18 protein-coding genes are annotated in these 23,886 nt (G+C 39.1%); 3 read left to right on the top strand and 15 right to left on the bottom strand.

Annotated features, from left to right (window positions below; translation table 11 throughout):
• Window positions 1-2: 2 nt before the first annotated feature.
• From AC07XU_RS11510 to AC07XU_RS11490, 5 genes are all read right to left on the bottom strand, one after another.
• Window positions 3-1,631, bottom strand: a complete 1,629-nt coding sequence (locus AC07XU_RS11510) for an SIR2 family protein (protein ID WP_494943765.1) — start codon at window positions 1,629-1,631, stop codon at window positions 3-5.
• 236 nt (window positions 1,632-1,867) lie between these two features.
• Window positions 1,868-3,910 carry a conjugal transfer protein MobC gene (gene mobC / locus AC07XU_RS11505; protein WP_494943764.1) on the bottom strand — a complete coding sequence of 681 codons (2,043 nt, stop codon included), beginning with the start codon at window positions 3,908-3,910 and terminating at the stop codon, window positions 1,868-1,870.
• A gap of 36 nt (window positions 3,911-3,946) precedes the next feature.
• Window positions 3,947-5,173, bottom strand: a complete 1,227-nt coding sequence (locus tag AC07XU_RS11500; protein WP_494943763.1) for a relaxase/mobilization nuclease domain-containing protein — start codon at window positions 5,171-5,173, stop codon at window positions 3,947-3,949.
• Window positions 5,158-5,568 carry a plasmid mobilization protein gene (locus AC07XU_RS11495; RefSeq protein WP_494943762.1) on the bottom strand — a complete coding sequence of 137 codons (411 nt, stop codon included), beginning with the start codon at window positions 5,566-5,568 and terminating at the stop codon, window positions 5,158-5,160. Before AC07XU_RS11495 ends, AC07XU_RS11500 begins: the two co-directional genes overlap by 16 nt.
• Before the next feature lie 236 nt (window positions 5,569-5,804).
• Complete coding sequence (locus AC07XU_RS11490) at window positions 5,805-6,089, bottom strand: helix-turn-helix domain-containing protein (RefSeq protein WP_494943761.1); 285 nt, start codon at window positions 6,087-6,089, stop codon at window positions 5,805-5,807.
• Between the two features lie 271 nt (window positions 6,090-6,360).
• Here AC07XU_RS11490 and AC07XU_RS11485 point away from each other — a divergent pair, with 271 nt between their 5' ends.
• Complete coding sequence (locus AC07XU_RS11485; RefSeq protein ID WP_494943760.1) at window positions 6,361-9,960, top strand: YobI family P-loop NTPase; 3,600 nt, start codon at window positions 6,361-6,363, stop codon at window positions 9,958-9,960.
• Window positions 9,961-10,085: 125 nt separating this feature from the next.
• Here AC07XU_RS11485 and AC07XU_RS11480 read toward each other — a convergent pair whose 3' ends face one another.
• The 10 genes from AC07XU_RS11480 to AC07XU_RS11435 all read right to left on the bottom strand — a co-directional run bounded on the left by AC07XU_RS11480 (window position 10,086) and on the right by AC07XU_RS11435 (window position 21,171).
• Window positions 10,086-10,544 (bottom strand): JAB domain-containing protein, encoded by a 459-nt coding sequence (locus AC07XU_RS11480; RefSeq protein ID WP_494943759.1) that lies wholly within the window; start codon window positions 10,542-10,544, stop codon window positions 10,086-10,088.
• A gap of 663 nt (window positions 10,545-11,207) precedes the next feature.
• Entirely contained in the window at window positions 11,208-11,933 is a 726-nt protein-coding gene (locus AC07XU_RS11475) for a superoxide dismutase (protein WP_136878547.1), read from the bottom strand.
• Window positions 11,930-13,102 (bottom strand): chromate transporter, encoded by a 1,173-nt coding sequence (locus tag AC07XU_RS11470; protein WP_136878546.1) that lies wholly within the window; start codon window positions 13,100-13,102, stop codon window positions 11,930-11,932. The genes AC07XU_RS11475 and AC07XU_RS11470 overlap by 4 nt, the downstream gene beginning before the upstream one ends.
• 3 nt (window positions 13,103-13,105) lie before the next feature.
• The gene (locus tag AC07XU_RS11465) at window positions 13,106-13,600 is read right to left on the bottom strand and encodes a hypothetical protein (protein ID WP_136878545.1); all 495 of its coding nucleotides are present in this window, start codon (window positions 13,598-13,600) and stop codon (window positions 13,106-13,108) included.
• A gap of 47 nt (window positions 13,601-13,647) precedes the next feature.
• Window positions 13,648-14,499: a chromate resistance protein ChrB domain-containing protein gene (locus AC07XU_RS11460; protein WP_136878544.1), complete on the bottom strand. Its 852-nt coding sequence runs from the start codon at window positions 14,497-14,499 to the stop codon at window positions 13,648-13,650.
• Between the two features lie 147 nt (window positions 14,500-14,646).
• Window positions 14,647-15,822 (bottom strand): TolC family protein, encoded by a 1,176-nt coding sequence (locus AC07XU_RS11455; RefSeq protein ID WP_136878543.1) that lies wholly within the window; start codon window positions 15,820-15,822, stop codon window positions 14,647-14,649.
• A 1-nt stretch (window position 15,823) separates the two neighbouring features.
• Window positions 15,824-18,931 (bottom strand): efflux RND transporter permease subunit, encoded by a 3,108-nt coding sequence (locus AC07XU_RS11450; RefSeq protein WP_136878541.1) that lies wholly within the window; start codon window positions 18,929-18,931, stop codon window positions 15,824-15,826.
• Between the two features lie 9 nt (window positions 18,932-18,940).
• Complete coding sequence (locus AC07XU_RS11445; RefSeq protein ID WP_136878540.1) at window positions 18,941-20,416, bottom strand: efflux RND transporter periplasmic adaptor subunit; 1,476 nt, start codon at window positions 20,414-20,416, stop codon at window positions 18,941-18,943.
• 52 nt (window positions 20,417-20,468) lie between these two features.
• Complete coding sequence (locus AC07XU_RS11440) at window positions 20,469-20,696, bottom strand: hypothetical protein (protein ID WP_136878539.1); 228 nt, start codon at window positions 20,694-20,696, stop codon at window positions 20,469-20,471.
• 37 nt (window positions 20,697-20,733) lie between these two features.
• Window positions 20,734-21,171, bottom strand: coding sequence for a DUF6769 family protein (locus AC07XU_RS11435; RefSeq protein WP_136878538.1), 438 nt, complete (start codon window positions 21,169-21,171; stop codon window positions 20,734-20,736).
• Window positions 21,172-21,254: 83 nt separating this feature from the next.
• Here AC07XU_RS11435 and AC07XU_RS11430 point away from each other — a divergent pair, with 83 nt between their 5' ends.
• Together AC07XU_RS11430 and AC07XU_RS11425 are read left to right on the top strand one after the other, a co-directional pair.
• Window positions 21,255-22,529 carry a hemolysin family protein gene (locus tag AC07XU_RS11430; protein WP_494943758.1) on the top strand — a complete coding sequence of 425 codons (1,275 nt, stop codon included), beginning with the start codon at window positions 21,255-21,257 and terminating at the stop codon, window positions 22,527-22,529.
• A gap of 117 nt (window positions 22,530-22,646) precedes the next feature.
• On the top strand, window positions 22,647-23,630 hold the full coding sequence (locus AC07XU_RS11425; RefSeq protein ID WP_494943757.1) for a hypothetical protein: 984 nt from the start codon (window positions 22,647-22,649) through the stop codon (window positions 23,628-23,630).
• The last annotated feature ends 256 nt before the right edge of the window (window positions 23,631-23,886 follow it).

Raw genomic sequence — 23,886 nt, 5'->3', positions numbered from 1 at the left:
AATTATTGTTGAGTTTGTGCAACTGCGGCAATATCCAGCATTGCAATAGAGGACTTAGTATCTAGCTGCAATCCATATTTGAGATAATCATAAAAACATATAATTTTTTTTAAATCAGTTAGTTTTTTGGTGTCATTACTATAATTTTCTTTTAAAAATTCCAACAACTCGTCTAAATCAATATTTTCTCTTTTTAAAAATGGAATATAATAGAATGCGTGTTTATTACCATAAGTTTCAATCACATGGTTTACCCCCGTACAGGCATCTCTAACTTCTGCATGTCGTCTTAAATAACTAATACCTTTTGGATAATAAACTTTAACATTGTTATCTCTAACTGCTTTAATTACTTTGGCCTCAAATCTTTCAGATTCAAACAATTGTCCATTATCATCTAATTCTCCAGATTGACGAAGATATTTGTACAGAGGTAAATATGTATTTCCCTTCAATAATTTCGGTATAACATCTTTGATAACGATTTCAAAATCCCACCCTTTATTGTCGTAAATTATATCCTCGAAGATATCATCATTTGATATGCCGAGATAGCCATGTTCAGAATACTGGCTTGCCACACCAACTCCGATTACAAATTGTATATCGTCATCATCATTAATATTTTCTAAGTCACCAATGAGCATTGTTTTTACTGGATTGCTAGTCTTCACAAGGTCGTATACCGCAGTCCTGCATTTTCGAAGTACTTTTACAGGCAACCTTTGTTTTAAAGTCGCTAGTATCTTAAATAGAGGAACGAAGCTATTGAGTTTTATGTGTTTAATTGGCAATGGAAGCTTGTCAATAACAATATTACCATCAAGTATCTGAGGATCACCATATTCTGCATTCCATTCTACAAATATCAACCTATCTCTCAATTTTTCTATATTTTGATTATCAACACACTCAACTATAGAATTTAAAATATCTATAATGTTTGAGTCAGATAAGGAATATCCCAAAAAGATAATAGGATGTTCAGCGAAAATTGTAAATAGCTTTGCCGCTAAAAATTGATTTTTTTTATGAAACGAAATATAGTCCTCTTTTGTAACTATAATGCTATCTGGTTGAGTTATGGAGCCATGAATTTTATAAATTTCTCCAATGGCAGTATTGTCAGAAAATAACAGTTGGTACTGTCCAACGAAAATCTCAAAACCATCAAGCAAATTGTTTGTAAAATCATCCCAATTGGTGGTGATTATTCCGTCAATTATAGATGATTTAAGTAATTCTATTTCATCATTGTATTGCACATCCAAGATACCTCGTCCAGAAACGAAAAGCGCTAATTCAATTTTGAATGGTTGTTGTGTATTAAGCTGTGCTTCCTTATTATATTTTTTTCGATTTTCTGTAAAAGTTTCCGAAGTCCACCAAATCTTATGAAATTCGTCAGCAAGAACTGAAGCTAATTTTGGTAGATCACCCTCAATTTGAGAAGCATAATAGCCAAATTCATAAGGTAGTTCTAATTTCTTAGAAAACTCCTCCAGCAGATCATACCAAGTTGGTAGTTGTAAATATCGTCGTGATAATCCAGAGCCAATAAACAAATAGGGACTGGTGTTAAATAATTCTAAATGCGATTTGAATTTAGAATTAAAGTGCGTTAAGCTCATATATTTTAATATTACCTAAAAGTAATAAATTTCGCTTGAGTTTCTAAATTTAAGAATATGCAATATGTATAGTTATTCGTTTAGCTTTAAAGCTATTATTTTCTTACAATCTTCAATAAAGGTTCGACATTTGTACCATAGGGGTCACGAAAGGCGCAAGAGATTGCGCCTTTTCTGTTTAAAAGATATTTTAAACCGCAATTCTGAAAAAATATCACCTGAGACATCATTAATAATTACATAGAGACAGATCGCCCATTTCCAGATTGTTCGTTTTCTGCCTCATCCTTATTTACTGCTTTTTGATCCTCACCATTTTCAACCTTTGGTTTCCTATCATCAATCTTTTTAAGCTCAACCTCAAATATCAACTCAATATCAGCCTTGATTTTTAGATAATTCTCTTGGATATCCGTATCACTTACTTTCTTAATTACTGGGATAGCTTGGTAAGCTTCCTCTTCTACAGTAATTGCTTTATGGTCATTTTGGATTTCACTATGAAAAATCTTCAGCTTTATTTTCTGGTCGGGGTTATCGGCAACAATGCCCACAAACTCACCCGAAGATAAGGATGAGATCTTCGAAGCTGGTATTGCATAATCCAGTTGTGTAGATTTGGAAACGGATGTATCTGAACTATTGATGCTGAGACTTGTTCTATCCTGCATAATTTTACCGAAAGTTTCCGATAGCTTTTTAGCCGTACTTCCTGTTACTTGGCCGCTGATGATATTACCAACAATGCCGCTGATTACATCGGCCTGTTCTGCACCATAATCCTTTTTAAGCTGGCTAAAATCCTGTACGGCCAGCGTAGTTGAAACTTTATTACTTCTGGCGGTAGCAATCAAGCTATCCATATTATTGAAGTAAATCGTTGGGAACTCATCGAATACCAAACTGCTCTTGAGTTGTCCCTTTCGGTTAACAAGTTTAATCATTCTGGAAATGTAGAGCGACAACACAGCTCCATAAGTTTGTATCTTCTGTGGATTATTACCCACGCAGATCACTTTAGGCTCCAATGGATTATTTACATCAAGTGTAAAATCATTACCGCTAAGCACATAGTATAATTGTGGTGATGACAATCTCGCAAGCCCAATCTTCGCACTGGCAATTTGTCCTTCCAGCTGCTCCCTTGCCTTATTCTGAAATGCAGAAACGAATGGATTTATTAGTACTTTAATCTCTTCTTCCTCTTTCAATATAGCAAACAATGGATCATAATCTGCCTGCATCAGCTCAATTACATGTGGCAAAGTACAGTATTTCCCATTTTCATATTTACGCAGGTACCAGATGATACCAGTTAAAAAGTTGATTGGACTTTCTACGAAAAAGTCTCCCTGCTTCTTTATCCAGTCCCTGTTAAGTCCCAACATGATGGTTCGGCTTGCTTCTGTAGCATCGGTAATATCCTCCATGCCATCGGGATCAAGCGGATTACATCGATGCGTTCGATTCAGGTCATCAAAATTAATGATATAAAATGCGGGCTGTACCTTAAAGTTCTTACGATATTTTAATAACTTGTTATAGGCTATTTTGGTTAAATCGTCGTACTTGAAATCATAAATGAACATAGAAAATCCCTTTCTAAGATGCTGGTCTATGATGTGCCTGATTACAAAATATGATTTTCCAGCACCTGGCGTTCCTGCAACCAACATCCCCCGAAATGGATTGATAAAATTGATCCAGCTGTCCCTAGTCTTGTTCTTCAATCTGTATTTGGCCGGAAGATTAATGGAATACTCATTTTCGAGCAGTCTTTCCTCTTGCGGAAAGGTTTCATTTTCATCATTAAAAATATCCTTATCGAGTTTTTCCTTTATCAACCTCGACAGCATAGCTCCGCCAGATAAGATGAGCAGGAAGCCAATTACGGTTACTGTTATGTACAGGATTGCAGTTGTATCTTGAGCCAGATGTAAATAGTAGAAAAGCCCACTGGTAAAATATAATACCAATCCCGAAAACAAATATTTAATGATTAATTTAAGTTGTATGTTTTCATCCTTCTTGCCTTTTAAACCAATTAGGGATATTCCTAAAAAGAGCAATGAGGCCAATTTTGCATTCGTGGTATGATTAAAAACTGCTGTCTTTGAGATATTCAAGATTATCCTGTCGATGATCTCCGCTGTCAAGCTCCATTCGTTAAAAACCTCATAACAAAAAATGTAAAAATGAATGCCCAAAATTACAACGCTAATGAAGCGGGTAAAATCTACGATCTTTCTGAGCCCTTGTGCATCCTCTCCTGTATTCATGGTTGTTTATTTAAATTATATTAAATAAGTATTTCCCTAACGAGCAAAACTTTTGTGTTTTTTTCGCTTCTTCTTTTTTTGTCCAATAGTTGGTACTTGGTCAGTATTATTACTTTCCGTCAAGTCTTTTAAATAATTGGTTGGTGCAATAGGTTCCAAATAAGATTTGGTTTGTTCGCTGGTTTTAAGGTAAATTTTAGGTCTGTTAGTGTTACCCAAGCGATCCAGCAATGCCTTTGCACCATATTCCCTACCCAAACCACTACCTTTAAAAACTGATTTACTATTATGGTCTATAAAAGTTGCGCCATAAACAAGCCCCTGATCGTTCTGTCTGAATATTAACGCTATTCCTTGATTTTTAAGCTCCGCTACCAAAGTCGTCTTTGTTATGGCCTCATATTTTGAAAATACTTTTTCGATACGTTTTTTAAGCCCTTCTTTATAGGGTATTCGTTTCTCGGCATTTCGCTGGAACTTTTTTTCTACAGTATCTAGCGTGGGCCTGGTTGCCAATTCGCTTGCCTTAAAGGGAATACCGACCCTGTAACCATTTTTATCAATGATGGAATAAACAAGTCCCCGCTTTTCGAACATAACCGTATCCTCTTTTCCACGGTCGGCAACAACATTAAACTGTTTCAAAACAGCATTGTATTCGGCAAAAGAGGTAAACTTGTAACTTCGCATCACTTCAGCTACAACACTATAGATTGCCTTTTTAGTTGGTACCTTTCCATAATTTGCTGTTTCTACCAAAATTGGTGCGATTGAAATTGCCTCGCTCCTATTCCTGCCTTCAGCTTTTATAAGACCATACTCAATCTCCAGGTCCTTTCTTGCAGTTTCAGATAAAGTTCTGCCAAGACCATGAATATCTATACGTTTGCCATCAAATTGTATATTGGTCGTCACGATGTGGATATGGGGATGACTGACATCCTTGTGCTGATAAACCAAAAATGGTTGTTCGCCCAAACCGATACGATCCATATAGGAAGAAGCAATCTGCTGAAACAATCCAGTGTTAACCTTGTCGCTCCTATCAAAATTTAGCATAATATGCAGGGCATTTGTTTTAACTTTAATATTTCGATTGGTCAGGTGCTCAAAGCGGTTGAGTTTATTATTGAAGTCCAGCCTTTCAATATCAGTTCCGAAACGGCTAGCCAAGATTAAAGTTGCTTCATTGTTATTGACCTTGCCTTCATTATAATTAAGCAATCCCCTTATGCTTTTGCCACTGATTATCCTTGCAACCATTTTTCGGTAAGTTTTGTAATGAGCAACAGAAGTCTATCCACCTTTTGATCGACCTTTTTATACAAATCTGCCACCTTCAGTACATAATAATTTCTGTTGTTTTCAGAGGCCTTCTCCTGATTGAATGTCCTGGTAATCTGGTTGATGTTGATACCAATTGCTTTCAGTTCTTTTCTGATACTGACCAGTTCTTCCATGGGCGCATTCATACTTACATCTGTATAGAAGCAATTGATCTTCTTGCCAGAAAGTATCCTGCGTACAATTTCAGCGACCGTTTGGCAATTGCTTTCTATCCTAAGTTTTTCAAGCTTATTAAACTGGGCTGCATCCACCCTAACTATCAAATTATGGCTGAGTATTTCGGCTTCATTTTTAAGCTTTTTCCTTGGCATACCTATCACTTTAAGAAAGTTCCAAGATTTGCGAGTTCCGAGCAAATCCCCGACCTCAAGGGCGGCAAGATTTTTTCGCGCATGCGAAAATACATCTTGCCAAACACAGGGGTGTTTACACGTAACCGACAGAACATTGGTTTTGGAACTTAAAACTGTAAAATTTAATGGTTTGTTTCTCTGTTAATTTCCGTGGAATAATGCTCTTACTTTTGGGAAATTAATTAGTTCTAGATTCAGGGTTTCGAAATTGTTTTCTTTCCCTCCACGAGTGCAATCACATCGTCGTACTTGTAGAACATCAACCCACCAACCTTGTTAAACTTGAGTTTGCCAGTATCTCTTAGGCCCTGCAAAGTTCCAGGCGATATACTCAATAACTTACGAACTTCGTAGCTTTTCAGCCATTCTTTCTGTTCGCTGATTTTATGTAGTCTTTGCCCGGGTCGCCTTAGTTCAGAAAAGAGTTCCTGCTTAAACTGTTCAAGATCCTCTTTGGTTATAAATTCAATTGTTGCCATAATTTGAATGTTAAATGATGTGGCAAAATTGGGCAGGATATAGAATAAGCATTGGGTATTTTATGGGTAGTACCTACAAATATTTAAGATTTGAAAATACAAAAGTCTCTAATCTTTATTTCTTGTCATTAAGTAATCTGTGAGAAACTTATTTATTCTAAGGTGGTCTATTTACTTATATTTGTTATAAACGGATTATTAAAATATGAAGCAAACTTTATTAACACTTCTCAAGTATACTACTGAAAAACTTAAGGCCTTCATTAAAAAAATGGAAAATGTTTCTGATCAAAATTCAGCTTCTCCATCAAAACATTCTTTCAACTCTCTTTCCCCTGTAGATAATGCTGATCCAGAGGGAGAATACGTAAATGCATTAAATTGGGCGCTAAAGAACAGAAAAACTGCCGATATTAAAAACGTTGCTTTAACTGGGCCCTATGGTTCTGGAAAAAGTAGCATTCTGAAAACATTCCAAAACCAGAATTCGGATCCTGATTTGTCCTTTCTTAATATCTCATTAGCTACCTTTAAAGAGGAAATCGAGAATGAGAACTCGCCAAAAGGTGCTGATTTGCTCAGATTGATAGAATTGAGTATACTTCAACAGATGTTCTACCATGAAGAAGATCATAAAATACCTGATTCCCGCTTCAAAAAAATTAAAAGTTTCAAAAAAGGACATTTATGGTCTTTGTCACTTGGAGTATTTTTCCTTGCTGCTGCAACCATTCATCTTTCTGATAAGACGTTCTTTGAAGGATTGACAGGATTTAATGCCAATCCGTGGTTCAACATTACAGTTAATATGTTAAGCATAATAACCGTTGTTTTAGGATACTTCTTCATTATTTTCAAATCTATACGTACAATTAGCAGTATTACAATCAATAAACTAAATATTAAGGATGCTGAGATTACTATCAGTGATAGTATTAGCAAATCGATTCTTAACAATCATATTGATGAGATACTTTATTTCTTTGAGGTAACGGACTATACTGTGGTTATTATCGAAGATCTTGACCGTTTTGAGCAGACGGAAATTTTTACCAAATTAAGAGAGCTCAATCTTTTAATTAACTATTCGAATAAGATTAAAAGAGATATTGCCTTTATTTATGCTGTACGTGACGATATGTTCAAGGACAAAGATCGTACAAAATTCTTTGACTTTATTATTCCGGTTATTCCTGTAATCAATTCCTCTAACTCGAATGAGAAGTTAATGGAGATTGTAAATAAAAACAAGTATGATGTCAAGCCTCAATTGATTGAAAATATTTCATTCTTTATAGATGATATGCGGCTTCTATATAATATCACAAATGAATATTATATCTATCATAAGAAACTTGGCAAACTGAATCAGGACAAGCTTATGTCCATGATTGTATATAAGAATATTTACCCTAATGACTTTGTAGATCTTAGTAATGGCGAGGGCAAACTCTACGATGTATTTAATAAAAAAGATATCTTTCTAAAGGAGAAGCAGATAGCAGTAGATGATCAAATTTTAGAAGCCCAAGAAGAGATAAAGCAACTTGATGCTATGTTGATCATTGACATACAGGAGCTGAGGAGAATTTATGTTTATAAGTACATCGAGAAACTACAGGGGATTTATAGTTTTCTTATAAATGGAAATAATTATCAGTTCTCTGAAGTAATTACCAATGATATCTTCAAGTATTTTACTAACGATAATGTAAGTTATAACTTTTATAGTCACTATACAAGTAATTACCATATCCCAACAAATGGAAGCGTATCAATAAAATTTGCCGATATAGAAAATGAGGTTGATAATGAAAAAACTTATCAGCAGCGTTTAGAAATGGTTCAAGATTGGAACAATGATAAAAAAGAAGATCTGAAAAATAAGATTGCCGAACTAGAGAAAGAGAAGAATAAAATCAGACAATTTAAAATTCGCGATATAGTTGCAATGGGTGGGTGCCAGCTGGAGCTTGAAAACAAAAAACAATTGCAGCTGGTAAATATTTTAATTCGAAACTCTTATATAGGTGAAGATTATTTAGATTATATCTCAATTTTTTATGAAGGTAGTATAACTAAGGAAGACCGTGAATTTTTACTTAATGTAAAAGCACAGATAGCTAGCAATTATGATTACAAGCTTAATAAAATTGAAAAATTAATTCCAAAGATTGATCCTGTTGATTTTGCCCAAGAATATATATTGAACTACAATTTAGTAGATCATTTGATAGCAAGACCAACACTGAAAAATAGAAAAAACGAGGTTCTTGGTATTCTAAAGAACGAGTCGAAGGTTTCAATAGATTTTATAAATGGATTTATTGACAATAGTAAAAACTGCGGTTCCTTTATAAAGGAGATTGCTAAAGTATGGCCGAATATGTGGCATTTTATTAAGCAGTCAACCATGCCAAAAGAAAAGCTTCAAACATATTTTAAATTGATTTTGAAACATGCAGATATAGCTGATATCAAGGCCATAGCTGGAAAATCAAAATTGGCAGAAGAGATTTCAGATATTGAAGATTTTTTAACCATTGATGTAGATAAGGAAAAACTTAAGGATATTATTAAAACCTTAGAGATCAAATTTAATCAGCTTGATTTTTCAGATGGTAATGAAGACGTTGCACTTTATGTTTATAAGAATAACCATTATGTTCTAAATGACTTAATGGTTAGAACCGTGATAAACAAATATGGACATTTTGAGGAAAACAACTTCAATACAAAGAACTATTATTCTATTTCAGAATCTGGCTGTCATGAACTTATTTCATATGTTGAAATAGAAATCGAATCTTACATGGCGAGTCTTTATCTCAATCTAGCAAACAACACAGAAGAACAAGAAGGAAAATTTATTGAGCTTTTGAACCACAATAATCTTTCCTTAGACACTAAGTTTAAGTTAATAGATAAAGTAAATACTAAAATAAAGGAATTAGAAAATATTGAGGATAGTGAAATAGCAGAATACTTACTTCAAACCTCCAAAGTTGCTGCTATATGGAATAACGTTATTTACTACTATCATTGGGCTGAAGATTCGATTGAACAGTGCATTATTGATTTTCTCAATGTTGAGGATAATGCTAAAGAGTTTTCTAAAGTTAAAGTTGATATTGAGAATCCCAAACCTGATCTCGAAACTGTAAAGAAATTTTTAAGGGCTATGATACTGGAAGAAGATATTTCTAATATTTCATATGGTCTTATTCTGAAGTCTGTTCCGTACAACTATGGAACATTACCCCTCATTGATATTTCAAGAGAAAAAGTTCAAATGCTTATAGAAAACTTTAAACTTACCCTTAACGTGGCTAATTATGACCATTTGAGGTCCGAATTCAGTGGTCTTCATATTATGCTCGCGGAACAAAAACATACTTCTTTTATTGAAGGTCTTGCGGAATATGTTGTCGAAGAACCTGAGTTATTTGGATTATTATCTTCATCAAAATTGACTATTCAAGAAAAAAATACTTTAATCGCTTTTGTCGATGAAACAATTATTACCAACAGCGTCAGAATTGGAGGTTTAATAGGAATGCTTACTATTAACTTTGATCAGATAGTTGTTTCAAAGAATATCATCTTGCATATACTATTGAACAGATTAGATATTGGGCATAGAATACAATTGCTAATCAAGAAATTTGATCTGTTAACAAAGGAAGAAACTTACAGTGTTCTGGGTGCTTTACCAGAACCCTATTCTGAAATAACAATATTAGGCAAACGACCAACTCTTGATGGTAATCAGCTTAATTGGCAGTTGGCTGAAAAACTCGTTACACATGGTTATATAAAAAGGGCATCGGATGATAAGGGTAAAATCCGAATATCTACTTTTCGTCACTAAATACCACCTAAAACCACATTAATTCGGGTATAATTCCAATATGCTAAGCACTTAAGCTAACGAGCAGAGTTCTTTTATTACATGCCTCCTATTTTAAAATCCATCATGTTTATTTAAGGCTATACTCACATACCCCCCTCTTCCGCCATACTGAAATACCCACTTTCACTTATAATTAGGTGATCGTGGACATCAATTCCCAAAATCTTACCAGCCTGTACCATCTTTTCTGTCATTTTAATATCTTCACTTGATGGCCTCAAGTTTCCACTGGGATGGTTATGTGCCAATATTATGCTGCTGGCTGTCGCCTTCAGAGCAATGGCAAATACTACCTTACAGTCCATTACTGTTGAACATCCTCCTCCCGTGGATAGGTTAACGATGCCCAATACCCTATTATTTCTGTTTAACAATACAAGCTTGGCCTGTTCTATATAATTGATAAGGTCCAATTCCCAATTATCCAATAAGACCTTAAATGCCATTTCTGAACTGTTGATCTGTGGACGTTCCTGTGCCCTAAAATGTGGCCTATAACTCAGCTGCACCTCGGCAACCTTGTAGATTTCTTTCTGTTCCATCGTAATTGATTTAAATTAATGAATGGAACCCTACAAGTTTTCTGGCCAACTAAGCAAAGGAGGAACGGAATAAATGGGTTGAGCGCAAAGGCCACTTGAGCGTTTATGCCGTAGTTCCTTTAGGCGTGTTGGGCCAGAAAGCTTAATTTTGGGGAGTGATTAATTAGTCAACCTCAATTAGATAGAATTAAATATCTAATGAAAGTGATTTTGAACGGAGTGATGTTAAAGCTATCCGCGGAAATCTTATTTTATTTGCTTTTAAGCTGATTAATTTCCGAGCAAAGCATATCCAAACCACCACAACATCATTCATCAGCTCTTTAAATTTAGACATTGCCACACTAACAATGGGATCAGCTGCAATAAATCAGATACACTTAAAAATGAAGCTTTAACCTCGGTAAGAGCTAAAGAGAATCGATTTAATTCTCTTTAGTTTAGATGAATATTTGTCTTTCAATCGAATACAACCGATGGTTTTCACAAACTATCAACCTTCTCTATCATCGATACTGTCCTAGCTTATTAACAACATAATCATACTTATTAATTAAACTGGATTTCCAATTAGGAGTTTACTATTCAACCAGAATCGATGTACAGGAAGAGGTCATTCGCAAAAGTAGGAAATCGAAATTAGCTTTTTAAAAAAGCTAATAGCTACTTGACCAGTCTCAAAGCGGAATCCAAACGCATAGCCACATTATCCCAATTGATGATATTAAACAGAGCATCTACAAAATCTGGACGTTTATTTTTGTACTTGAGATAGTAAGCATGTTCCCATACATCTATTACAAGGATAGGGATCGCTCCCCATTGGGTAAGTTTCTCGTGGTTCTCACATTGAAGAACGGTTAAACTGTCGCTGTAAGGCTGATAAGCTACAATCCCCCAGCCATTACCATCTACATTTTTTGAAGTTTCAGCTATCAAAGACTTCAACCTCTCAAAACCTCCAAAGTTCTTTTCAATCCTTTTGAGCAGTTCACCCTTGGGCTCACTTTTTTTATTGGTAAGATTTGTCCAAAAGATTGAATGCAGCACATGGGAAGAAAAGTGATAGGACAATTTTTTAGTCCAAAAATCTACCGTTTCCAAATTATTATCGTCCAATGCTTTTTTGATCATCTGCAAGTCCTTGTTTGCCGCCTTTACTGCACCTCCATGGTGAAAGGTATAATGAAGGTGCAATGTTTCCGAATCCATATAAGGTTCCAAAAAACCTTCACTATATGGCAAAGGCTGATGAAAATAGTTGCCATTAACATCTACAAGTTTATCAATATCGTTGCTAACTATATTGTTAGAAAATGCATCTGAGTTTGGGAGCACCAATCCAGCACCGGCCAATGCCCCTGTTCTTAAAAAATCTGATCTGTTCATATAAATAATTTGATGATGATGCCCAATAAGGCAGCAATTGCGATAATGTACGGTTCCTTTAATTTCTTGATATAAATTAACGAAAATATACTGGCAACAGCAATTAATGCTGTCGGGATATCAGTGATACTTCTTGTGGCTATGATTACTACCGCACCAACAAGAGCTCCCACCACAACTGCGGTAATGCCATCCACAAATGCCTTGATACTGGCATTCTTGGCAATTTTCTTAAATGAAGGTGCCAATGCCACTGTAAAAAGATAGCATGGCAAAAAGGTAGCAAAGGCGGCAATACAGGCTCCAGGAAAACCTGCCACAAGATATCCTATAAATGCAACAGTGATTACCACAGGCCCTGGGGTAATCATCGCTACGGCAACCGAATCCACAAATTCCTGTTCTGTCAGCCAGCCAAACTGTTCTACAACACCCCCATGCAAAAATGGAACTATAGCCAGGCCGCTACCAAATACCAGTGCCCCAGCCTTCAAAAAAAACCATCCTATATCGTTAAGTGTCTTTCCCTCATATTCCCAAAACCCAGTTCCGACAATAAGTAATGATGGAAGCGCACTGGGTTTTTTCAACCATTTCGGTGGAGCTTTTACCAACATATATACAATTCCACAGGCGGCAAAAAGCAATACATCTTCCTTTTTTGTGATAACCGTTACCACAACTCCGATTGTATAAAAAAACCACAGTAGCCATTTGCCTTTTAACTCTTCGATGGTAAGTTTGCCAACAGACTTGATCGTCAACCGATAGGCGCTGATAGCAATTATACCAATTACCGCTGCACTCACGCCATAAAAAACTGCCAGCATCCATGGCAATCCACTATAAACTTTATAGGCCATTCCCAATAGAACCACCATAATAAAGGACGGTAGCACGAAAGCAAGCCCGACGAGCGTTGCCCCTAAAAATCTGTAATGTACAAAACCGAAATAAATCCCAAGCTGTGCAGCCAACGGGCCTGGAGCTAGTTGGGCAAGTGCCAAACCTTCCTTGTACTCTTCATCGGTAATCCACTTTTTGTTCTCTACCAAATCGGTGTTCATGTATCCGACCAAGGCAACAGGTCCACCAAATCCCCAAGTCCCAAGCTTCAGGAAATAGATGACCAGGTCACTAAGTTTATATGCCAATTTTTCTTTTTCCATCACTTAAAAAGCTATACCAAATTGAAATGCAACTGTAGTGGAAAACGGCCTATCGTTTCCAAACCTGAAAGGTACTGGTACAGCGGCAAAGAAACTACTATGCTTGTTCTTTATGATTACCTTATTCAACACCGGCGTAAATCCATATCTGCCTGAAGTTTCAAATGCGGCTCGGCCGGCAAAAGTAAATCCATTGCCGAGTGACACCAGCACTCCCGGGTGAATGAGCAGGTTCGACATTTTGCTCGAACCATCTTCTGCCCTTACATAGGGAACTACCTCAAAAGAAAATCCTACTTTTTTGCTCTTCCATAGGTTGATGCCGATGGGCATACCAACTACGTAATGGTCATCGAAGTTGAAGTCTGTACCAGCCGAGCTGAAAGTTGCGATGGGGTGTACAATACCTACATAACCTGCGACCTTTGGATAGTTTTCCTGAGCGGAAAGTGAAAAGCTGGTGATAAAAATGGCAATGAAAACGATGTATTTCTTCATGGCATAAAATTACCTGAGAGAAATGCGGCAAAATAGAACTGAATTAACTATTTGGTATCCTTTTTACCTTTCCTAGAAATTTTCCTATAGGCCGAAGGGTTTTCTCCAGTCTGTTTTTTAAAGATCCTGGTAAAATGGCTCTGGTCTGAAAATCCTGTGAGGTAGGCAATCTCGGTCAATGGATAGCTTGTAGTCTCTAAAAATGAAATGGCCTTGTCGATCCGCATCTTACGGATGTAATCACCGAAAGACAGGTTATCAAAATACTTGGAAAACTCTCTTGAAAGATAGGCAGGATTGATTTCCAGTTCATCTGATGCCTGCCTCAAACTGATGGACATATTGGTATCCATCTGGTCCTGTATCATTTCCCGAAGTTCCCTGGTCCAAGCTGGTGCTTTCTTTTTTCCCTCTTTAAGGTATTTATGGTAAACATCAAGTAGCAACTTTTCGACAGGGGCCTGGGTATGTTTTTGATTGAACAAATGCTTTGCCCAGGTATATAGGCCGTCATAGATCTTCATCCCTACTTCCAAAAGTTCATGGTCATTGTGTATATTATGGGAAAGCCCCAGGAATATGGCCGAAAGTCCAGCAGCTTGTGGCGCAAATTCCAACCGATCGGTATCAGCACCACGTATAATGGCTGCGATACGATCTAATCCCTCATCCTTCAGCTTGTGTTTTTTCAGAAAATAGTCAAAGGTACACTGGTCATCGTAATGGCTGTACTCCACTCCCGGTAGATCAAAAGGTATCGCATCAAGTTCCTTTGCTTTTAGCAAAACCTGTTCAAAAGGCACATAGATAATTTCAGCATCGGTATCAATAAAACGTTTGATCAGCCATGGGCATGCGATGCGATCTATCTTTGGTCGTTCACGGGTAATCCATTTCATAGTGGAAGACTTTAATGTAAATATTGTTTCAGATAAGACCGATCCCTTCAATAAAGAAAACGGGGAACGATCTGACCGACCATCCCCCATTTTTAATTAACGCTCTCGATAGCAAATATAATCAGGTGCATTTGAAAATCCAATACCTCAAAGCATAAATTTATACAGTTTTGCTATTGCCTGCTGCTGTTGAAGTTCATATTCAAGATAGGTATCCTGGGTCTTGTAAAGCGAGATGATCTCATTGTAATACTGTATCACCGATATTTCTCCATATTGAAGGGCTTTGGCCAGCAAACTTTCAGATTTAAGCTGATCCAGCAGCGATTTGTATTCTCCAACTAGGTAACTAGCCTCTTCATATTGTTGATAATAGATCTGGTTCTCCTGCCGGTGTTCCAATCTGTGATCCTCCATACGATCGTTGGCGACAAGCTCCTCCAGTTTTTTTTGCTGTACCGTATTCTTTTTCTCCCAGAGGGGAATACTTATTCCAAAATGGATTCCCCTGTAGTTCTGCCCTAGGATTGACTGGCTATGGTAGCCAGCCTGTAGACCAGGTAAGGTAAGGGATTTACTCAGTGATGTCTCCCTAGCGGCGATAGACTGCTGAACTTCATAGATTTTTAGGAGCGGATCACCTGCCTCGATAAGGCTGTCCAATACTTTGAAGGAAGGTATGGTTTCGCCTTTTGGGTAATCAACTGTATTAACCTCAACCAAACTGCCACCACTGTAGTTCACGAACTTCTGCTTCAATTGAACGGTTTGTTCGATATTTCGCTTTAGTTGCGTTTTTGTTTCCAGAAGCAGGATTTTAAGTTTGTTGAGGTCAAGCATATTTCCATCTCCTACCTCCATTTTCTTTTGATAGGCAGAAACCAGTTTGGTAACAGTAGTTAACCGCTCGTTATACCGTACCGTCATTTTGTTAAGATAGATCCATTTTAGCCAATCGAGCTTTACCTCAAGCAGTAATTGTTGGCTTTTTGAACGGGCAATATAGCTTGTCTGCCTGATTTTTTCATTTGCGGCCTGTTTACGGTAACCATAACTGGTCGGAAAATCAAAGCGTTGGGTCAGTGCAAAATCCTGCTGATTACCTGCATCTCTGGGCGTCCCAAAAAGCATTTCATATTCTGCAGTTGGATTTTCTGGATTCAGCCCCGTGCGGAAGGCCATAGAATTTGCTTCCCTTTCGGATTGATAAACTTTCAATGTTTTATTTTTGCTGCGTACAAGGTTTAATATGGAATCTAGTGTCTGTGCTTTTGCGAAGCTTAATCCCAGCACCAAAAGCAATGTTATTGTTATCTGTTTCATCTTATGCTGGATTAGTTTGCTGATGACTGTTTCTCTTTTTCATCAGGCTATTGTATACAATGGGTACAATGAAGAGGTTCAACAGCGTTGAACTCAATAGTCCGCCCAAAATCACGTTCGCCATCGGACTTTGGATCTCATTCCCGGGCTGGTCACTGGCCATCGCTAGTGGAATTAAGGCAAGTCCCGCTGTTAGGGCAGTCATTAGGATTGGGCTCAAACGGTCAATTGACCCTTTGATTACGATATCCAGATTGTACCCACCTTTTTCCTGCTCTAAGTGCCTGTAGTGTGAAACCAGCAAGATACCGTTCCTTGTGGCAATCCCAAACAGGGTAATAAAGCCAATGATGACCGGAATACTGATGATGCTTCCCGTCAGCCAAACACTTACTATTCCCCCAATAAGTGCCAAGGGAAGATTAATCAGGATGATCAATGACAAGGCAGAATCCTTGAATTCATGATAGAGTACCAGGAATATGGCAAGCAATGCAAAAATAGACGTCAATACCAAGGTTCGAGAAGCTTCTGCCTCTGCCTCAAACTGCCCACCGTACTCAATCCGGTAGTTCTGTGGCAACTTTATTGCTGTCATTTTAGCCTTGATCTCCTCAACGGCAGATAACTGGTCTCTACCGGCAACATTCGCCGAAACGACCAGTTTACGTTGGGCATTTTCACGATTGATCGTGTTAGGACCTTTGGTAGAAACAATTTCAGCCACGGTGCCCAACGATACCTTTGAGCCATCTCCGGCATCTATCAGCAGATCTTTAAGGTCTTCTATCCTGCTCCTTGCAGATTCTTCATAGCGAAGCACCAGATCAAATCGTTTTCCAGTTTCATAAATATCACCCACTTTTTCGCCACCAATGGAAACTTCAACAAATCTGCCGAAATCTTCTAGGCTAATTCCCTTGGCAGCAAGCAGGTCTCTTTTTGGCCTGATCTGTATCTGTGGGATTTGAATCTGCTGTTCAACGGAAATATCAACCAAACCCTCAATACCTTCAATTGCACTTTTGGTCTCATTGCCCAAACGGTATAGCTGGGCAAGGTCTTCGCCAAATATCTTAATGGCAATATTTGCCCTTGTGCCCGAGAGCATGTGATCTATACGGTGGCCGATTGGTTGGCCAATGGTAATATTGGCTCCGGTAATGCCTGCCATTTTTTCCCTCACATCTGTCATAAACTCCGCCCTTGAGCGCTCATCAAGATAGAACGGCACATCAATTTCAGAAGCATTTACGCCCTGTGCATGTTCATCAAGTTCGGCCCTGCCGGTTCTGCGAGTGGTGGTTTTTACCTCAGGCAGACTAAGCATTGCCTTTTCTACCTGTTGTCCGATGCGGTTACTTTCATCCAGTGAAATGCCTGGCATCGTTACTGCACTGATTACCAGCGAACCTTCATTAAACTCTGGCAAAAAACTCCTCCCAAAGCTGGATAACAAAAAGATTGCTCCTACAAAAAGTGCGACCACCAAGCCAACCAGCAGTTTTCTGTAAGTAATCGCTTTTTTCAACATGTTATGGTAGCCACTGTTCAGATGTCTAACCAGCCAGCTTTCCCTTTCTTTTCCATTTAGCGTTTTATCAGATGTTAAAAGATAGCTGCAAAGTACGGGAGTAAGGGTAATGGCAACAATGAGTGAGGCAAAAAGAGCAACAACAAATGCTACCCCAAGCGGTACTAAAAGTCTTCCCTCCATGCCTGTTAAAAAGAACAATGGCGTAAAGGCAATGATGATGATAAATGTCGCATGGATGATCGACGAACGTATCTCTGTAGAGGCATTATAGATAACAGTTAGCTTGTTTTGCTGCTCTGCCTTTGGCAGCATTGCGTTCTCTTTTAACCTTTTGAGTACATTTTCTACATCTATGATGGCATCGTCCACCAAATCTCCAATAGCGATGGCCATGCCTCCAAGGCTCATGGTATTGATGGTAAAACCCATCCATTTCAAGGTTACGATGGCAACAAGCAAAGAGATCGGTATAGCAATGAGGGAGATAGCCGTTGCTCTCCAGTTTAAAAGGAAAATAGAAAGAATGATCACAACGAAAATAGAGCCTTCTATCAACGTTTTTTCGATGTTTCCGATTGAGGCCTCAATGAAACTGGCCTGACGGAAAATCCTGGTATTTACCGTGACATCTTTTGGCAGGCTTGTCTGTAGTGAAGCGATCGTCTGGTCGATCTTTTCTGTCAGTTCCAGCGTATTGGTATTGGGCTGTTTCATCACCGTCATGATCACCGCAGGCTGTGCATTCAGCGAGCCATCGCCAAGCTTTACCGCTGCGCCAATCTGCACGGTGGCCACATCGGAAAGTTTTACCGTTTTGCCGCTGCTAGTCCTGATCAACGAATTTCCGATATCTTCAGGCTTATTGCTGCGCAAAATCCCTTTGATCAGGTATTCATTACCGTACTGGTTGATCAGTCCGCCAGAAACATTCTGTCCGATAAGGTTGGTCGCTTCAAAGAGTTCATTCATCGAAACACCATAAGCCTTGAGCATTGCAGGCTTTGCCAAGATCTGGTACTGCTTAAAGTCGCCACCTATAACCACCACCTGCGAAACACCTCCAGTGGCGAGTAGTACCGGTCGTATATTCCAATCGGCAATGCTCCTTAATTCCATCAAACTGGTCTGTTTTGCGGTAATGCTAATGAGCATGATCTCGCCCATGATCGAGGTATTGGGAGCAAGAACGGGCTGGCTAACGCCCTGCGGGAATTTTCCAGATAGGGTAGCTAATTTTTCGGCAACGATCTGGCGTGCCTTGTAGATGTCTGTTCCCCAATCGAACTCTACCCAAACGATAGAAATACCGGCAGAGGCCGAAGAACGGACACGCCTCACATCTGTTGAGCCATTTACAGTAGACTCAATCGGAAAGCTGACAAGCTGCTCGACTTCCTCTGGTGCAAGCCCATGTGCCTCGGTAATAATGGCTACCGTGGGAGCTGTTAAGTCTGGAAAAACATCAACTTCCATTTTCACTGCGACGTAACTGCCTCCTATGAGCAGTAGCATCGATGCCAGAAGAACCATTAATCGGTTCCCCAGGGCAAATTTTATAATCTGATTTAACATAGCAGGCGATTAATGTTCATGTCCATGTGCTGGTGCTGATCCCTGTGCGGCTGCAAGTTTGAGATAATAAGCACCCTTGGTTACCAGAATATCTCCTTCCTTCACTCCTGAAATCACTTCAACCATCTTTCCGCTAGATTTACCGATTTTCAGATCACGCCTTTCGAAATGTTCTCCATCGTTATGTACGTAAACAAAATAGTTTCCCTGATCTTCCATAATTGCAGTTTCTGGCACCTGAAGGGCCGAAGTTTTGGAAGAGGTCAAAAGAAAGGCTTCCACGGCTACACCTGGTACAAATTCCGAACGGTTTTGCAACGAAAAGATAACTGGCAGCAGTCCTGATGGGGAAATCGAACGACCATAAGAAACCAGTTTTCCTCCAAGTGATGAAAGTTCATAAACCTTTTCGCCTATCTTAAAATTGGCCGTTTGCACATTGCCCAGCTGCCCGGCATAACTGGCGGGCACATCAACAGAAAGCTGTACGTTTTTACTTGCCGCTACGATTGCCAATTGCTGTCCAGCCTGTACATAATCACCTTCTTTTACCAATAAATCGGTCAGATAGCCAGTTCCAGTGGATCTTATAGCCACGCCGTTGCCAGAGAAATTACGTGTAAGTTTGCTATAGTTCAGCTGCTGCTGCTGGTAACTGTTCAACGCCGCCTGATAATCCCTTTCGGAGATGATCTGATCTGGACGTAGGGCCTTTGCCCTTTCATACTCCGACTTTGCTTTTGCCAAGGCAAGTTTGGCCTCCTGTATGGCGGTATTGAGGTTATCGCCTGTAATGCTGGTTCCCGAAATCGAAAACAGCGATTGACCCTTGTCCACAGCAATACCGGAAGTGAGCGGACGTTGGAACTTGATCACTCCAGCGGCCGTAGCGACTACGCTCTGTTGGTCGCCGGTTGCAGGGATGATTGTGCCTGGAGCCTTGATCACTCCCGAAAAATTATCTTTTCCAATCCTAGCAACACCAAAATCAAGCTTCCAGCTCTGCTCCTTTAAAAACGTAATCTCACTGGCAGAGCTTGATGCCGGCTTATGCTGCGCCGCAAATTCTTCATAACTACTGAACACTTTTGCAGGAATTTTGAACCTGTGCGAAATCCCGTTCAGTACGATATCAAAGCTGAGCGTACCACTCCCTATAGACTTTGGCGTAAGTGAAATCTTGTAGATACCGGGTACGGTCGAAGAATCCAAAACTTTTCTCACACCCTTATCTCCAACCACGAGGCTAGTGCTAACCTTGGCAGTCTTCACTGGTTTGTAATCGGCAAGTGTAGTTAAATGGATGGCAAACTTGGAAATAGAGTCCTTAACGAAAGGATCGTATTCTGCAAATATTTCGACCTGTTGATCCAGGTCAGTTAGCGAGAGTTTAACCTTTTCTCCAGCGGCAGCTTCCGACTGGGATCTCTGCTGGCAGGAACTAAAAAGCACTGCAGCTATCATTATTAAATATATTCTTTTCATGGTCTTTTAATATTTTACCAGTTATGGCTTAATGCCATAACTGGTTGGATGGCTAGTGCGTGTGCGACTTTCCATCATCATGTGAATGTGCAGCAGTATCTGCCGCTACCGAGTCAACTTTAAATTCTTCCTGTTTTGTAGTATCAACAGGGGTTTCATCATGGTCGGCATGTGTTGAGCCATCTTCATGCTGATGGGCACCTTCTTCTTTTTTTTCGTTACTGCACGATGCAGCAAAAAGTCCAATGGCAATAGCCAATGAAAGCATAGTCTTTTTCATGTTCTTGAAATTTGGGTTTAAAAAAAAATGGATATAATTAGGCCATTGCAGGCGGGCCTCGCCTGCTTTTGAAAAGAATGACGTGTTGTTGGGGCTTGTGCTCTGGTGGAGTATAGCCAAGTGAAGTTAGCTGGTAATCGTCGATAGCTAACTCAACCATTGCTGTAGCGGCAACAGGTAGAATAGAGATGACCTTACAGTAATCAACTTTGATCTGGCTACCTGATTGGACAGGGCTGTCTGCCTTACCATGGTTGATCAGCGAAAGCAGTTCATCTAATATATTTTTGTCCTGTTGTGGTTTGCTATTTGTTTCAGCCTTATGGTGGTGATGATGGTCGCTACCTTCTCCATGAGAATGGGCTTTGGCAATAACTGGTTGATGGTGGTGGTGCGGAAACAGCTGATGGGCAAGGTGCAATGAAAATGCGCCAAACAGTAATACCAGCAGAAATTGTTTCTTACCAAACATCATGCAATATTACAAATTATTAAACAGAATAAGGCAAGCTCCTGTTGGTTTATGTTATATTTGCCATCACCTTAATACCCAAAAATTTGGAAATTCTGATCATTTTTATCCTTACCCTTCTCAACGGGTTTTTTGCCCTATCGGAGATTGCACTTGTTTCTGTAAAAAAAAGTAGGATTGAACACCTCGCTGCCCAGGGAAGTTCCAAAGCCAAAATGGTACTCAAGTTGTTGGAAAATCCAGAAAATTTTCTCTCATCGGTACAGGTCGGAATTACCCTGATCGGTATTATTTCGGGCGCATACGGTGGGGCAACGCTTACCGATGATATGGAAGGCATTCTTTCCCAGTTCACGTTCTTGGGAAGTTATGTACACCTTGTTTCATTGTTTATCGTCATCGGTGGCATCACCTATTTTACGATCGTAGTTGGAGAACTTGTGCCAAAAACAATCGCCATGAACAACTCAGAAAGTATTGCGCTATTTTGTGTGCCAATTATAAGGGTATTTACAATGATAACCTTCCCATTTGTAAAACTTCTTTCGTTTTCTACCAACCTGATCCTTAAACTATTTGGTGTTAAAGAGAATGATTCGGAAAGGGTAAACGAAGAAGAGCTTCGTTTTATGCTCAAAACAGCGGGCAAACAGGGAGTGCCGGAGAGTGAAGAAAGCCAGGCGATGCAGAACCTCTTTTCTTTTACAGACCAGACGGCCAAATCACTGATGACCCATAGCTCGGAGGTAGAATGGATCAACTATAATTGGGACAAGCAAACTATCTTCAACAAGATAAAGGAAAGTGCGCATTCACGTTTCATCGTAGCAGATGGGACGCTAGATGTACCAAAAGGGATGATCAACATCAAGGATGTGCTGGAAAATTATAGTAACGAGGACTTTAGCATAGACCAGATCCTGACAAGGCCTATTTATGTGATACAGAATACACCAGCTTTTAAAATATTGGCACTATTTAAGGATAGGAAACAATATTTAGGTGTGGTGGTTGATGAATTTGGTAGTGTGCTGGGGATCATTACACTTCACGATCTGATTGAAGCCATTGTTGGCGACCTGCCAGATGAGGACGAAACCGATGAAAAGCATATTATACCCCGTGAGGACGGAAGTTATCTTCTCAATGGTCGAACGTTGATCTTCGAACTCAACCAGTATTTCTCAAAAGAAGTAATCGAGGACAATATCAGTAGCTATTCAACAGTTTCTGGCTTTATGATAGAGCGATTAAGAGCGATGCCACATGCAGGCGATATTGTTTTATATGAAGAATATAGGTTCGAGATTGTGGATATGGATGGCGTTAGGATTGATAAGTGGACAAACCAATACATTTGACCCCTTCTCGCCAATTTGCTAATATTCTGCCAAGCAACAATTTACAGCAAATTTATTTCCGGTGAGACGGGGTCAATCTACTCTGGTTTATCCAATCTGGTTTCCACTAGAGATTTCTTGTCGGAACTATTTATAGATGGATTTGAATTTGTCAGCTATCCAAGGGATAGGAAAATCTATAAGAGTAGTGATATCTACTGTTTTATATATCATAAAGATGCAGAAAAACATGCTCAACTCAATGGTGACTGGTGCGTAGAACTATTGCAACCACTACTAAAAAGTATGATGGAAGTGACCAAAGCGGAGCAATTGCCGGAGATTGTAGAAACTGGACACTATTATTATTTACATAATCAGAAAAACATGAACAGAAATTCATTAGAAAATTTTAGAACAGAAGCAGCGACACTAAAAGTCCCTGAAAAAATGATTACAGCCGCAGAATCCATGATGGAACAGGGCATAGAAAAATTTGCCATTCGTGGACAGATTCCCGCAGATAAGGGAATGATGGATTTGACCATACACTTGAAAAAGTCTGGACAATCGGATTATTACTACTTTAACAAATTTGATATCGCACATAGCAAGGCTAAACCATTGGAAAAGGAACACCAGTACATAGTCATAACACCTGATGATAAAGGTAAAAACCTGATCCGAAAGTTTGATAGTGCTGCACAGGCAATGGACTTTTTCAGAGAACAGCCCAAATCATCAGAACTTGCAACTGGCAAGGTAACCGATAAAGACTTGCAATACAGGGATACCCTTGCCACCATGAAAGATGGAAAGGTAGATTTTGTTAAAAAAGAGTTTCAACAAACTTTTTATAGCCCTGTGCTGAAAAACTCCCATTACATCGACCGTGGAAAAGGTTATACCGTAGAACAAGTTGCCAATATGCTACAGGGACGTTCAGCTTACCGAGATGATATGGTCAGTCGTGCAGGTGTACAGTACAAGGCATGGAGTGTTTACCAATTCGATCAGGCAAAGGACAAATATGGCAATTACACCATTAAACAGTTTGGCGAAGGTTATCGGGACGTTTTTCATAATCTTCAGTGGGTTCAAGCGCAATGCCCAGCCGTTTAACGCGAACAGGATCTCCTTTTGAATTAAAGACAACCCTCGCTATACCGATACGCGAATAATTGCCTTTAGCTACTATTCTGGGAAATAGATAAAGTTCGCCATCGTGCCCGCGCGCTACTGCCGGGTTTAACACACCCTCTGCTTCCATTTCATTACCTGGTTCAGGTTCCATTATTGTACCCAGCCGTTGCAAGTTGAAAATACCCATTTTGATTTTTATTATTCTAAACCCTTAGTGAATGTAACCGTTGTCGTT

The sequence above is a fragment of the Pedobacter sp. GW456-11-11-14-TSB4 genome, from assembly GCF_059424425.1.
Note: the sequence above shows the minus strand (reverse complement) of the source record. Positions and strands in the feature narration are given on the sequence as shown.